The sequence below is a fragment of the Rathayibacter sp. SD072 genome, from assembly GCF_017355185.1.
In the GTDB taxonomy this organism is placed as follows: Bacteria; Actinomycetota; Actinomycetes; order Actinomycetales; family Microbacteriaceae; genus Rathayibacter.
Genome location: NZ_JADILJ010000014.1, coordinates 37,155 through 50,214, shown reverse-complemented (window position 1 = coordinate 50,214; position 13,060 = coordinate 37,155). Strand labels below are relative to the sequence as shown.

The window sequence follows — 13,060 nt, the reverse complement described above, 5'->3', positions numbered from 1 at the left end:
GAGCGCCCGCCGCGGGAGCCCGTTCAGCCGGGGGGCCCGGTCATCCCTTGACGGCGGAGCCGGCGACCGACTGGACGAAGTAGCGCTGGAAGATCAGGAAGACGATCAGCACCGGCAGCACGAGCAGCGTGCCGAACGCGAAGGTCTGTCCCCAGTCGGGCGGCACCTGCGCCGAGAACACGCTCATCTCCAGCGGCAGCGGTCGCGCGGCCGGGTCGGAGGTGACGAGGGAGGGCCAGAGGTACTGGCCCCACGAGGAGAGGAAGGTGAGGATCGCGACCGTCGCGAACACGGGCTTCGAGTTCGGCACGACGATGCGCAGGAACGTGCCCCACGATCCGAGGCCGTCCAGGCGCGCAGCCTCCTCCATGCTCCTCGGGACGTTGAGGAAGAACGTGTAGAAGAGGAACACCGAGAACGCGTTCGCGATGAACGGGATCATCTGCACGACGAGGGTGTCGCGCTGGCCCTGCAGCAGGGACATCAGCGGGATCGCGACCGATTCGAACGGGACGATCACGAGCAGGACGATCAGCAGGAACACCTTGTCGCGGCCGATCCACTCGAGGCGGGCGAAGGCGTAGCCGGCGAGGGAGTTGACGACGAGGCCGGCGACGACGACGACGAACGAGATCACGAACGAGTTGGCGAAGAACTGCCAGAAGTGGCCGGTGGCGTCAGAGCTCAGCGCGGCGAAGACGCTGGCGTAGTTGTCGAAGGAGAGGTTCGTCGGCAGGAAGCCGGCGAAGCCGTCGAGGACCTGCGAGGACGGCTTGAGGCTGCCGATCAGGAGGTAGTAGATCGGCGCGAACATGAGTGCCGCGGCGACGATCATGACGGCGTAGTCGCGGATGGTGCGGGCCGTCCGGCGGCCGGATGCAGTGCTCAACTCTCGCTCCCTTGGCGGAGGACCCGACGCTGGATCAGGGTGATGACGACGATGATCAGGAAGAGGACGACGGAGATCGCGGACGCGCGTCCGAGGTTGCTCTCGCCGTAGATCGCCTGGGTGGCGTTGTAGAGCAGGGTCTGGGTGCCCTCCTCGTTCGCGCCGGCGGTGCGGATCAGGATGAACACCTGGTCGTAGACGCGGAACGCGAGGATCGTCGTCAGCAGGGTGACGAAGATCAGCGTGTTGCGGATGCCGGGGACGGTGACGTGCACGAACTGCTGCCAGCCGCTCGCCCGGTCCAGCCGGGCCGCCTCGTAGCGCTCCTCCGGGATCTCCTGCAGCGCGGCGAGGAGGATCACCATCTGGAAGCCCACGCCCTGCCAGATCGAGAGCAGGATGACGGAGCCCAGAGCCGTGGCGGAGGACCCGAGCCAGTCGTGAGCGGGCACGAGCCCGCCGGTGAGGAAGGTGACGGAGGAGTTCAGCAGTCCGTCGGAGCTGCGGTCGAGGATGAGGCGCCAGATCACGGCGACGAGGGCCATCGGGAAGACGACCGGCATGAAGAAGAAGGTCCGGAAGAAGCGGACGCCGGCGAGCTTGCGGTTCAGCAGGACCGCGAGCAGCAGCGCGAGACCCGTCTGCACGGGGATCACCACGATCGCGAAGACCAGGTTGTTGACCAGCGACCGCAGGAAGGGCCCGGAGATCACCGGATCGGTGAAGAGCCGGACGTAGTTGGTGAGGCCCCAGAACTTCGCCGGGCGGCTCTGCTCGACCTGCACGTTGTAGAGCGAGAGGACGATCGCGGCGACGAAGGGGACCGCGACGAAGGCGAGGAGCCCGAGGACCGCCGGGGCGGACATCAGGACGCCGTCGCGGGTGTCCTTCCAGCGGACGCGGGCTCGCCTCCTGGCGAGGGGGACGGGGCGCATCGGCGTCGATACGGGTGAGGCCACGGAGACGTTCCTTCGTTCATCGGCGTCGGTGCCGGACGGTCGGAAGAGGGAGGGGAGGTGCGGGCGCCCAGCAGGCGCCCGCACCCGATCGACTACTTGTAGTCGTCGTTGTCGGCGAAGTTCTGGTCGATCGCGGCGGCCGCGTCGCTCAGGGACTTCTGCGGGTCCGCGCCGCCCCAGACGGCGGCGAGGGCGCCGGCGAACTTGGAGCTGATCGTCGGGTAGCCCGCGGTGACGGGGCGGTAGACGGCGATGCAGTCCGCGGTGACCGCATCCGCTGCGCAGGCGTCGGTCAGCTGCTGACCCCAGAGGGCGAGTCCGCCGCCCTCCTGGTAGAGCGCATCGGCGGCCAGCGCCGAGACCGTCGCCGGCGGGGCGCCGTTGGCCGTGGTCATCGCGGTGACGTTCTCGTCGTTCAGCAAGTAGTCGAGGAACGACCCGGCGGCGTCGCCGTTCTCGGTTCCGGAGCCGATGCCCCAGGTCCAGGAGCCGGCTCCGGCCTTGGAGCCCTCGCCGAGATCCGGCAGCGGCAGCGCGACGAGGTTCTCACCGAGCGCCTCGGAGAAGGCGGGGTAGTTCCAGTGACCGCCCCAGGCGACCGCCACCCGCCCGTCGACGAACGCGTTGCCGTCGGCGTTGGGGTCGGAGTAGTCCTTCCAGGAGGCGAACTCGGTGAGCGCCTCGACGCTGGCATCCGAGTCGAGAGCACCCGCAGCCTTGCCGTCCTCGATGAGATTGCCGCCGGCGGACTGGATCAGCGGAGCGAAGCCGTAGGTGCCCCACTCGCCCGACAGGCTCGCCTCGTTCAGCTCGATCGAGGTGCCGGAGGGGTTGGCCTCGGCGAGCGTCTTCAGCGCCGCCGAGAACTGCTCCCCGGTCCACGCCTCGTCGAACGAGGTCGGGACGCTGACGCCCGAGGCCTCGAGAAGGGTCTTGTTGCCGTAGAGGCCCATCGCGGAGTCGTACATCGCCAACGCGTAGAGCTCGTCGTCCGAAGTGCCCTCTGCGACCGAGCCGGGAGTGGCGTTGTCGATGGTGGCCTGGTCGACGAAGTCGCTGATCGGCGTGATCTTGCCGTTGTAGACGAAGCTCGCCAGCGTCGGCCCGTCGATCTCGAGGATGTCGGGGAGCTGGTCCTTCGGCGTGCTGGTCACCGTGGTCGTGTAGGTGTCGCCCGAGATCAGTCGGAGGTTCGCGGTGACGTCGCTCTGCGACTCGTTGAACCCGTCGACCGCGGCCTGGAGCGCCGCGTTCTCGCTGTCCTGGCCCTGGTGGGCCCAGACCTCGATCTCGCCGGTGCCGTCGCCGGCGCCGGCCTCGGTGCCGCCGCCGCCGGCCGCCGAGCAGCCGGTCATCGTCGCGATGGCGGTGGCCACCGCCACCGCGGCCAGTGCACCTCGTCGTGCTGTGCGTGTGATTCTCATGATTCTCCTCGTGATCGCATCCATCGTCGGATGCCTGTCGCAGGCTGGGTGGGGAAGGAACCGGGGCTCGCCTGCGGGTCCCGGTGAGTCGTGGGGCCGCTAGGCGGCAGGGACGTCGTGGCGGAGGACTGCACGACCGTCGACGACGTCGATCGCGATCGGGTCCGAGATCCCCCCGACGAAAGCACCGCTCTCGTCGGAGTTGTGGAACGCGAGCAGCGTCCAGTTCCCGTCGCGGTCGCGGACGATCCGTCCCGAGTAGAGGGAGTCGGTCGTCAGGGGCAGCGCCGCCGAGACGTCGAGGCTGCGCGTCGGGTCCTCGACCGCGACCGCCCAGGTCCCGGCTCCCGGGTGCGAGAGTGCGTGCTCGCGGGTCATCGAGTCGTTCGTCGACGAGAACAGCAGCAGCCAGCGGCCGTCGACGAGCTCGACCTGCGGAACCTCGAGGTGCGCGAAGCCCGCGCCGGGACGGGACAGGGGCTGGCGGACCTCCCAGGTCGCCAGATCGGTCGACACGGCGTGCCCGATCACCCCGCGGTCCTCGAGTGCGCCGTCGGTGGAGCGCGCGGTGACGAGCATGTGCCAGCCGCGGCCGTCCGGGTCGCGGAAGACCCACGGGTCGCGCCAGGCCTCCTCCTTCCACCCGGAGGTCCCCCAGGTCTCGTACCAGCGCGGGTCCGCCGAGACGACCGGGCCCGGCTGCTTCTCCCAGGTGAGGAGATCGGACGAGACGGCGACGCCGACGGTCTCGATGTTCGCCATCGCGGGCTCGGCGTCGAGGAAGCGCGAGCCCGTGTAGAACATGCGCCAGAGTCCGTCGTCGCCCCGCACGACGCTGCCCGTCCAGGTGGCCGACGCATCGAAGGAGCCCTCGGGCCCCGGGCCGAACGGCGTCTCCTCGAGCACGGTCCACGAGACGAGGTCCGCCGACACGGCGTGTCCGATGCGCGCCGCGCGGTGTCGGCGCAGCTCGTCCCCGAGGGACGTCGGTGCGTGCAGGAAGAAGGCGTGGTAGCTCTCGCCGTCGTCCGCCAGCCAGAAGTCCCAGACCCAGGAGCGCTCGAGGGTCAGCATGGTCCGGCCGTCTCGGCCGTGATCGTGGGGCGCATGGGCTTCCTCTCCGCTGAGCGACGTTGCTAAACCGCTTGATCAGTGAAGTTATGCGGTTTAGCAACAGGAGTCAAGCGGTTTAGCAGACCGAAGCTACGATGGAGGCCGGCGAGAGGGGGGCCCATGGCCCGGCAGCGAGTCACGATGGCGGACGTCGCACGGAGAGCAGGCGTGTCGACGACCGCCGTCTCCCTCGTGCTCAACGACCGCCAGGGGACGCGGCTGTCCGAGGACGCCGCCCACCGTGTGAGGGCCGCGGCCGAGGAGCTCGGCTACCGCCCGAACCTGACCGCCCGATCGCTGAGCACCCGGAAGTCCCGCATCATCGGCTTCATCTCGGAGCAGGTCACCGTCGACCGCCTCGCGAGCGGGCTCATCCGGGGCGCCCTCCGCGAGGCGAAGAGGCAGGACCACGTGCTGTTCATCGCCGAGACCGAGGGCGAGGCGGACGCCCTCGACGACGCCGTCGACGCGTTGACCGACCGCCAGGTCGACGGGATCATCTACGCCGCGACCCGGCCGCACACCCTCCGGCTGACGTCCCGTGTGGGCGGCACGCCGGTGGTGATGCTGAACGCCGTCTCGGAGGAGGCGCCGGACTGCGTGCTCCCCGACGAGCACGCCGGAGCCCGGGACATCGTCGATCTGCTGCTCGACGCCGGACACACGGAGGGCGTCGTCGTCGTCGGCCGCTCGGTCGACCAGCCCGACGACGAGTGGCTCACCCTCGCGGTGCGCCGCCGCCTCGACGGCATCTGGGACTCCCTGCGCGCGCACGACGTGCGCCCGATCGCGCAGCTGCCGTGCCGGCCGTGGTCGGTCAAGGCCGGCTACGAGGCGGTGCGCGACCTGCTCGCCGCGGGAGTCACTCCGCACGCGCTGATCTGCCTCAACGACCGGCTCTCGTTCGGCGCCTACCGCGCCCTTGCGGAGGCGGGCCTCACGGTCGGCCGCGACGTCGCCGTCGTGTCCTTCGACGACGACGACATCGCCGTCTACCTGCATCCCATGCTCACCACCGCCGCGGCACCGTTCGAGGAGATGGGCGCCCTGGCCGTCCGCCTCCTCCTCGACGAGGGGCACGAGCCCGGTGAGCACCTCGTCCCGATGCCCACGCGCGTGCGCGACTCCGTCCACCTGACCCGGGCGCGGGCGGCCCAGCTGCAGAAGCAGAGCCCCGAGCCCGACTGGACCCGCTGAGCGGAGGGGACTCCTGCGGACCGGTTCACGAGCATCCGCCGGACCGGGCGATCGGCGCGTCCTCGCTCGTCGCCGGGCTGAGCGCGGGGTGAGGCTCGCCGCGGCCCCCGAGCGCCCGTACCGTCTCCTGCATGAACGAGTACGTCCGCCCGGCCGTCGAGCAGCGGGTCCTCACCGACGGAAGCGGAACCGTGATCCCCTACGGCCGTCGGTGGGAGGGATCCCCGCCCGACGGGACGTACTCCGTCACCGCCCATCCCGAGCGGTTCGCCCCGCTCCACGCCGTCGCGCACGCGCTCATCGCGCACCTCGTCACGACGTACGACGCCACGGCCGAGGACGACCCCGCCGCGGCCGCGCGGGAGGGAGCCGCGATCGGCCGGGAGGCGCGCGCCGTGACCGTCCTGCCCGCCTCACCCGATGCCTCTCCCCTGACGTTCGTCCTCACCGACTTCCCCGGCGTCCTCCTGCGCGCCGGAGCGCTGACGCAGGACGCGTTCCCCCACTGCGGGTGCGACGCCTGCGACGACGACGTGGTGCGCCTGGTGGAGGACCTCGAGGGCTTCGTGCTCGGCGTCGTAGCGGGCGGTCTGTCCGAGAGCGTCGTCGACGGCGAGGAGCTCCGGATCGGCTCCCGCCTCGTGCTCGCCGACGGTGCCGGCGAGTCGAGCGGCTGGACGCCCGCCGAACCCGAGCAGCTCGTCCGCCTCGAGGAGCGCGGGATCTCGGCACCCTGGTCGCGCGACTGGGCGGCCTGGTCCCGGCGCGGCTGACCCTGTCGCCCCGATCGGCCGCGGCGTAGCCTGCCGCCATGGCTCTCCGACTGCGGCAGATCGTGCTCGACACCGAGGACGCGCGAGGTCTCGCCGCGTTCTACGCCGCCCTCCTCGGCGGCCGCTACCGGCCCGGCGACGAGCCGCCGGCCGACGGATCGGACGACCGCGCGGAGTGGGTCGCGCTGCGCACGCCCGAGGGGGTGCGGCTCACGTTCCAGCGGATCGACCGGCTGCAGCGGGCGACCTGGCCCGAGGGCGAGCATCCTCAGCAGCTGCACCTCGACCTGATGGTGGCGGACGCCGCCGAGCTCGAGGAGCAGCGCGAGCGGGCCGTGGCGCTGGGCGCCGAGGTGATCGACGACCAGAGCGGCGACCCGGAGGAGGCGCTGTACGTCTTCGCGGATCCGGCAGGGCATCCGTTCTGCATCTTCGTCGCGGAGGACCTCGACGCGCTCGTGGACTGGTGACACCGGCAGGGCGGAGGCCGAGCGACGCGGACTCGAGGGTCTGCGTCGATCTCCGCCTCCCGGCCTTCGTTCTGCGGGCCGCGCGGGGGCGGAAGCGCCCTCACAGGGAAATCCATACGGAATCCTCACGGGTGATTTCCCGGAACGGTCCGGGCGGCACCTTCGCGGGGCGTAGAAACGGGAGGTGGCCTCCTCCCCGGCGCGTGCCGCCGCCACTCCTCCTCCGCCCGCGAAGCGCGGCGCCGTCCGCGCCTGGATGCTGACTGGCCTGTCCGAGGACTCCGGAGCGCACCAGGGCCCGCACGCGACCACCGTCGAGAAGACCCACTCGTGGTGGCGGGTGATGTGCCTCACGGGCGTCGACTACTTCTCGACCCTCGGCTACCAGCCGGCGATCGCGGCCGTCGCCGCGGGGCTGCTCTCGCCGCTCGCCACGATCGTGCTCGTGCTGCTGACGCTGTTCGGCGCGCTGCCGGTCTACCGCCGCGTCGCGCGCGAGAGCTTCCGCGGCGAGGGCTCGATCGCGATGCTGGAGCGGCTGCTGCCCTGGTGGGGCGGCAAGCTCTTCGTGCTGGTGCTGCTCGGATTCGCGGCCACCGACTTCATGATCACGATCACCCTCTCGGCGGCGGATGCGACCGCGCACGCCGTCGAGAACCCGTTCGCGCCGGCCTGGTTCGAGGGGGCCGAGGTGCCGCTGACCCTCGGACTCGTCGCCCTGCTGGGCGTCGTGTTCCTCAAGGGCTTCAAGGAGGCGATCGGCATCGCGGTCGTCCTGGTGGCCGTGTTCCTCCTCCTGAACCTCGTGGTGATCGCGGTGTCCTTCGGGCACGTGGCCGAGAACCCGGTCGTGATCTCGGACTGGTGGAGCGCGCTGACGACGCAGCACGGGAATCCGCTGGTCATGGTGGGGATCGCGCTGATCGTGTTCCCCAAGCTCGCACTGGGGCTCTCGGGCTTCGAGACCGGAGTCGCGGTGATGCCGCAGATCACGGGCGCACCCGGCGACACCCCCGCGAATCCGGCCGGGCGGATCCGCGGGGCCAAGCGCCTCCTGATGACCGCGGCGATCATCATGTCGAGCTTCCTCATCACGTCGAGCATCGTGACGACGCTGCTGATCCCGCAGGCGCAGTTCCAGGCCGGCGGCGAGGCCAACGGGCGCGCACTCGCCTACCTCGCCCACGAGTACCTCGGCGACGGCTTCGGCACGGTCTACGACGTCAGCACCATCTGCATCCTGTGGTTCGCGGGCGCGTCGGCGATGGCCGGGCTGCTCAACATCGTGCCGCGCTACCTCCCGCGCTACGGCATGGCTCCGCAGTGGGCCGCGGCCGTGCGCCCTCTGGTGCTGGTGTTCACCGCGATCGCGTTCCTCGTCACGATCCTGTTCGAGGCCGACGTGAACGCGCAGGGCGGCGCCTACGCGACCGGAGTGCTCGTGCTGATCACGTCGGCGTCGGTCGCCGTGTTCCTCTCCGCCCGGCGGCAGAAGCAGCGCAAGCGCACGATCGGCTTCGCGCTGATCGCGCTCGTCTTCGTCTACACGACGGTCGTCAACGTGATCGAGCGGCCCGACGGAGTCCGGATCGCGGCGGTCTTCATCGTCGGCATCGTCGTCGTCTCGTTGATCTCGCGGGTGCAGCGGTCGTTCCAGCTGCGCGCGACCTCGGTCGTGCTCGACGACCAGGCGCTGGCCTTCGTCCGCTCCGACGCCGACGACTACGGAGTGATCCGCATCGTCTCGCACGAGCCCGACGAGGATTCGGAGCAGGAGTACCGCACGAAGCTCAGCGAGGAGCGCCGCGACAGCAACATCCCGGCCCGCTCGCCCGTGCTGTTCCTCGAGGTGCACCGGGCCGACTCGTCCAACTTCGAGGAGGACCTCGAGGTGCGCGGAGTCGTGCGGCACGGCTTCCGCGTGCTGCAGGTAAGCAGCGGCAACGTGCCGAACACGCTGGCCGCGGTGCTGCTCGAGATCCGGTCCGAGACGGGCGTCATCCCCGAGATCTACTTCGAGTGGACCGAGGGCAGCCCGCTGTCGAACATGTTCCGCTTCCTGATCACGGGGGCGGGCGAGGTGGCGCCGGTGACGCGGGAGGTGCTGCGGCGCGCCGAGCCGGACCCGGTGCGGCGACCCGCGGTGCACGTGGGCTGAGGCGGGGCGCGGGGCGGCCTCCTCGCTTCTGCAGAAGTTGCGGGAAGCGCGAGCGGTCACCGCAACTAGTGCGGGAGCGTGACTGACCTCCCGGCGCACTCCTCCGCAAGTTGCGGGAAGCGCGAGCGGTCACCGCAACTACTGAGGAAGCGTGGCGGGCCGGTAGCCGCTCACGCCGAGGTGGAGCGCGCCTCGGCGTCCAGCAGGCCGCGGAGGAACCGCGCGTCGGCGGAGTACTCCGCCGCCTCCTCGAGGAGGTGCGGCTTCCCGAGCTCCTCGGCCTTGCCGATCGACAGCTCGGCCAGGTCGTGGAGGCGGATGACCGCGACGCGCAGGACGTCCGCCAACGTCGCGTCCGAGCCGTAGCGGACCAGGAGGAGCTCGACGCGGCGCCGGGCGTCGTCCATCCCGGGCGCCCCCTTCGGAGTGACCGCCGTCAGCGGCACAGCGCGGGTCGCGAAGTAGGCGAGGTCCCAGAGCCGCGGACCCGGCGAGCACATGTCGAAGTCGATGGCGCCGACCAGGGCACCGTCGTGGAAGGCGAGGTTGTGCGGCGCGAAGTCGTTGTGGCAGATCACCTCCGCCGGCACCTTCGCCGGTGCCTGCCAGACGGTGCCGTCCAGGCCGAAGCCGGTGCTCGCGTCGTGCAGCTCGCGCAGTCGCCGCGCCCCCTCCTCCAGGACGGAGTCGCTCCAGACCCACGCTGGCAGCGGGTAGAGCGGCACGTCCCCCTCGACGAACGAGAGCCGCTCACGCCCGCCCTCGATCCCGAGCGGCTGCGGCGCCCAGTCGATCCCGGCGGCGGCGAGGTAGCGGAGGTAGCGGTGCACGGTCGGCGTCCAGGGTCCGGCGTTGCGCAGGACGGTGTCGCCGCGGCGCTCGACGTCGTTCATGTTGCCGCCCGGGAGTGGTCCGTCCATCCGGTCAGCGTAGGCCGCAGGCGGCCGTCGTCGCGCCCCTCCCGGACCGCTGGTGGGCACCCCGACGAAAGAGGCGTTCCCGCGACTCTCCAGAAGTCGCGGGGAAACGCACGCGGTCACCGCAACTACTGAGGAAGCGGGGCGGGGCCCTCGACGCGCTCCTCCGGAAGTTGCGGTGAACGCGCGCGCTTACCGCAACTACTGAGGAATCGCGGCGAGCGGACGAGCGGCGGCGCCGCTCAGCGCAGCCGCTCCAGCTCCCCGCGCAGCACCCCGACCGCCCACTCGCCCTCGCCCTCGCGCAGCAGGAGGTGCACCGCGAGCCCGTCGACCAGCGCGTGCAGGCGGCGGGCCGCGTCGAGCAGGTCGGCGTCGCGCGGGCGCCCCGCGACCGATTCGCAGAGCAGCACGCACATCTCGGCGAGCTCGCGGTGGGCGCGATCGCGGATGCCGCGCAGCTCGGGCAGCGCCGGCGTCTCGGCGATCAGCGCGATGTTCACTTCGAGCTCCGCGCGGCTGTCCGGCTCGAGCGGCAGGAGGTGGCGCAGCAGGGCGACCGCGTCGGCGAGCGCGTCGCCCGTGCGGGGCGTGGCGAGGATCCGCTCGGTGGCGCGGCTCACCATCAGCTCGGCCGAGAACGCGACCAGCTCCGTGCGGGTCGGGAACACGTGCCGGAGCGAGCCGACGACCACGCCCGCCTCCTCCGCGACAGTGCGGACCGACAGCGCGCCGATGCCGCGCTCGCGCACCACGCGCCAGACGGCCTCGGCCAGCCGAGCCTTCCGGGCGTCGCGATCGAGGGCCATGACCCGAGATTAGCACGGGTGTGCTAGCTTCTCCGGAGTAGCACACCTGTGCTATTCGAAGAGGGGGAATCATGATCCTGGCCGTCGTCATCGCCTGCGAGATCGGCTTCTGGGTGGTCATCGCTCTCGGGCTCCTCGCGCGCTACGTCCTGCGGTGGCGCCGCACCGGCGCCGCACTGCTCGCCCTGACACCGGTCGTCGACCTGGTGCTGCTGACCGCGACGGCGATCGACCTGCGGAGCGGAGCGACGGCCTCCTTCGCGCACTCGCTCGCGGCCCTCTACCTCGGCTTCTCGATCGCCTACGGCCACGCGCTCGTCCGCGCCGCCGACGTCCGCTTCGCCCATCGCTTCGCCGGAGGCCCCGCACCCCGGAAGCTCGTCGGCGCCGAGTACGCCGTGTCGTGCTGGAAGGACCTCCTCCGCACCACGCTCGCCGCCGCGATCGCCGCCGGCGCCGTGCTGCTCCTGCGCTGGATCGCGGACGACCCGGCTCGGACGGAGGCGCTCGACGGCGTGTTCCCGATCCTGCTGCTCGTGGTGGCGATCGAGCTGATCACGGCGGTCGGCTACACGGTCTGGCCGAGACGGGCGCCCAGCGGGACCCGTCACGAGCGGGCCGCCGCATGAGAACCGCCCGCGCGAGCACCGGCCGGACGAGCACGGCCCGCACGGACACCATCCGCACCGCCCCCCACCGCCGATCCACGTCGCGGACGCGGTCGCTCCTCCGGGCGCTCCTCGCCTGGCTGATTCTCGGAGCCGGACTCGGCGCCGCGATCGGCACCGCCACCGCGCTCCACCAGGCCCTCGGCCTCCCGCGCCTCGCCGTGGTGTCGATCCAGGCGGTGCTGACGTCGGCCCTCGTGGTGCCCGCGATCGTGCTGCTGCGGCGCCGGAGCGACCGTCGGAGCGACCGTCGGAGCCTCATGGGACTCGGGCTGTCCCGGCACGCGCTCCGCCCGCTCGCGCTCGGTGCCGCAGTGGGCGTCGCATCGGGTCTCGCGGTCTGGCTGCCCGCGGCAGTGGCCGGCTGGATCCGCGTCGAGGCCGTCGATCCGCTCGCCTTCGCCGGATTCCTGCTGCTGAACGGCCTGGTGATCACGCTGTACGAGGCCCTGCCCGAAGAGCTCGCGCTGCGCGGCTCGATGTGGACGGACCTCCGCGACGGGTGGGGGCTCGTCGTGGCGACCGCGGCCACGACCGCCCTCTTCCCGCTGCTCGTGCTCGTGATCGGCCCGGTGGAGTGGGCCGTGACGACACTGGTGGGAGGGACGGCCGCTGCGCCGTCACCGATCCCGTCGGGGAGCGATCCGATCGCCTACGTGCTGCAGCTGGTGCTGTTCGGGCTGGCGCTCGTCGCGGCCCGGCGGCTGCCGGTCGAGGGGCCGCTGCTCGTCGCGATCGCGTTCCACGCGACGCAGCTCACCGTCACGCGCACCCTGCTCGGCGGCATGCCGTGGGCACCGTCGGGGTGGACGGTCGAGTTCGTCGAGCCCGACGCGATCGCCCTCGTGCTGGTCCACGTCGTGGTGGCGGGCGCGGCCTTCACCGGTCTGCGGTGGTCGCTCCAGCGGTGGCCTCAGTAGGCGGAGGGGTCCGAGGCCCCGGTTCCGAGCACCGCGGCGGCGCCCCGGGCGATGAGTGAGAGGTCCGTGGCGACCGCGACCCGGTCGAATCCGAGCGAGCGGAGCCGCTCCGCACGCACCGGATCCCCCGCGAACGCACCGGTGCTCCTCCCCGCGCGGCGGGCGGCGGCGACGATCGTCGGCAGCGGATCCCCGGGGGCGTCGGCGGCGAGGAGGCCGTCGAGCTCCACTCCGAGCCCGATCGCGAGGTCGAACGGCCCCACGAAGACGCCCGCGACCCCCGGCACCGCGAGGATCCGCTCGACCTCCCCCAGGCCCGCGCGGGTCTCGATCATGACCCACAGCTCCGCTCGCGCGTCGGCCGTCGAGGGGACCTCCCCGCCCCAGAGCTCGGCCATCGGCCCCCAGCTGCGGCGCCCGGCCGGCGGGTAGTGCGCGGCGGCGGCGGCCGCGCGGGCGTCGTCCGCCGTCTCGACCATCGGCACGATCACGACGTCGGCGCCGGAGTCGAGCGCCCGGCCGATCAGGGTGTCCGAGAGCCCCGCGACGCGGACGGCGACCGGCGGGCGGTCGGGAAGCGCGGCGAGCGCCTGCATCGTCGCGACGACGGCCGCGTCGTCGAACGCGCCGTGGTGCCCATCGAGGCAGAGCCAGTCGGCTCCAGCGAGCGCGATCCGCGCCGTCGTGCGCGGCTCCCCCAATCGGCACCACACTCCGTCGGCACGTCCGTCGGGGAGTCCTCGCTGCGCAACCATCCCCCGAT

13 protein-coding genes are annotated in these 13,060 nt (G+C 71.8%); 6 read left to right on the top strand and 7 right to left on the bottom strand.

All coding sequences use genetic code 11. From position 1 onward, the window contains the following. Window positions 1–40: 40 nt before the first annotated feature. From IOC53_RS07810 to IOC53_RS07795, 4 genes are all read right to left on the bottom strand, one after another. Window positions 41–889, bottom strand: a complete 849-nt coding sequence (locus IOC53_RS07810; protein WP_242683068.1) for a carbohydrate ABC transporter permease — start codon at window positions 887–889, stop codon at window positions 41–43. After that, window positions 886–1,848: a carbohydrate ABC transporter permease gene (locus tag IOC53_RS07805; RefSeq protein ID WP_235576970.1), complete on the bottom strand. Its 963-nt coding sequence runs from the start codon at window positions 1,846–1,848 to the stop codon at window positions 886–888. Before IOC53_RS07805 ends, IOC53_RS07810 begins: the two co-directional genes overlap by 4 nt. Window positions 1,849–1,940: 92 nt before the next feature. Then, entirely contained in the window at window positions 1,941–3,272 is a 1,332-nt protein-coding gene (locus IOC53_RS07800; RefSeq protein WP_207404233.1) for an extracellular solute-binding protein, read from the bottom strand. A 99-nt stretch (window positions 3,273–3,371) separates the two neighbouring features. Next, window positions 3,372–4,346 (bottom strand): glycosyl hydrolase family 32, encoded by a 975-nt coding sequence (locus IOC53_RS07795; protein WP_207404230.1) that lies wholly within the window; start codon window positions 4,344–4,346, stop codon window positions 3,372–3,374. A gap of 159 nt (window positions 4,347–4,505) precedes the next feature. On the opposite strand from IOC53_RS07795, the gene IOC53_RS07790 reads away from it, so the two are divergent. The 4 genes from IOC53_RS07790 (at window position 4,506) to IOC53_RS07775 (ending at window position 8,983) form a co-directional block, all read left to right on the top strand. Then, entirely contained in the window at window positions 4,506–5,582 is a 1,077-nt protein-coding gene (locus IOC53_RS07790) for a LacI family DNA-binding transcriptional regulator (protein ID WP_207404228.1), read from the top strand. Window positions 5,583–5,713: 131 nt separating this feature from the next. Further along, the gene (locus IOC53_RS07785) at window positions 5,714–6,355 is read left to right on the top strand and encodes a DUF6226 family protein (protein ID WP_207404226.1); all 642 of its coding nucleotides are present in this window, start codon (window positions 5,714–5,716) and stop codon (window positions 6,353–6,355) included. A gap of 38 nt (window positions 6,356–6,393) precedes the next feature. Then, window positions 6,394–6,825: a VOC family protein gene (locus IOC53_RS07780; RefSeq protein ID WP_207404224.1), complete on the top strand. Its 432-nt coding sequence runs from the start codon at window positions 6,394–6,396 to the stop codon at window positions 6,823–6,825. A 256-nt stretch (window positions 6,826–7,081) separates the two neighbouring features. Further along, window positions 7,082–8,983, top strand: coding sequence for an amino acid transporter (locus tag IOC53_RS07775; protein WP_242683084.1), 1,902 nt, complete (start codon window positions 7,082–7,084; stop codon window positions 8,981–8,983). Between the two features lie 170 nt (window positions 8,984–9,153). Here IOC53_RS07775 and IOC53_RS07770 read toward each other — a convergent pair whose 3' ends face one another. Together IOC53_RS07770 and IOC53_RS07765 are read right to left on the bottom strand one after the other, a co-directional pair. Further along, the gene (locus IOC53_RS07770; RefSeq protein WP_207404220.1) at window positions 9,154–9,903 is read right to left on the bottom strand and encodes a phosphotransferase; all 750 of its coding nucleotides are present in this window, start codon (window positions 9,901–9,903) and stop codon (window positions 9,154–9,156) included. 239 nt (window positions 9,904–10,142) lie between these two features. After that, a complete protein-coding gene (locus IOC53_RS07765; RefSeq protein ID WP_207404211.1) occupies window positions 10,143–10,709 on the bottom strand; it encodes a TetR/AcrR family transcriptional regulator in 567 nt (188 codons plus the stop codon). A 71-nt stretch (window positions 10,710–10,780) separates the two neighbouring features. On the opposite strand from IOC53_RS07765, the gene IOC53_RS07760 reads away from it, so the two are divergent. Together IOC53_RS07760 and IOC53_RS07755 are read left to right on the top strand one after the other, a co-directional pair. Next, a complete protein-coding gene (locus IOC53_RS07760; protein WP_207404202.1) occupies window positions 10,781–11,338 on the top strand; it encodes a hypothetical protein in 558 nt (185 codons plus the stop codon). Continuing rightward, a complete protein-coding gene (locus IOC53_RS07755) occupies window positions 11,335–12,297 on the top strand; it encodes a type II CAAX prenyl endopeptidase Rce1 family protein (RefSeq protein WP_207404193.1) in 963 nt (320 codons plus the stop codon). The genes IOC53_RS07760 and IOC53_RS07755 overlap by 4 nt, the downstream gene beginning before the upstream one ends. Here IOC53_RS07755 and IOC53_RS07750 read toward each other — a convergent pair. Then, window positions 12,291–13,052 (bottom strand): HpcH/HpaI aldolase/citrate lyase family protein, encoded by a 762-nt coding sequence (locus tag IOC53_RS07750; protein WP_207404183.1) that lies wholly within the window; start codon window positions 13,050–13,052, stop codon window positions 12,291–12,293. The genes IOC53_RS07755 and IOC53_RS07750 overlap by 7 nt on opposite strands. Between the last annotated feature and the right edge of the window lie 8 nt (window positions 13,053–13,060).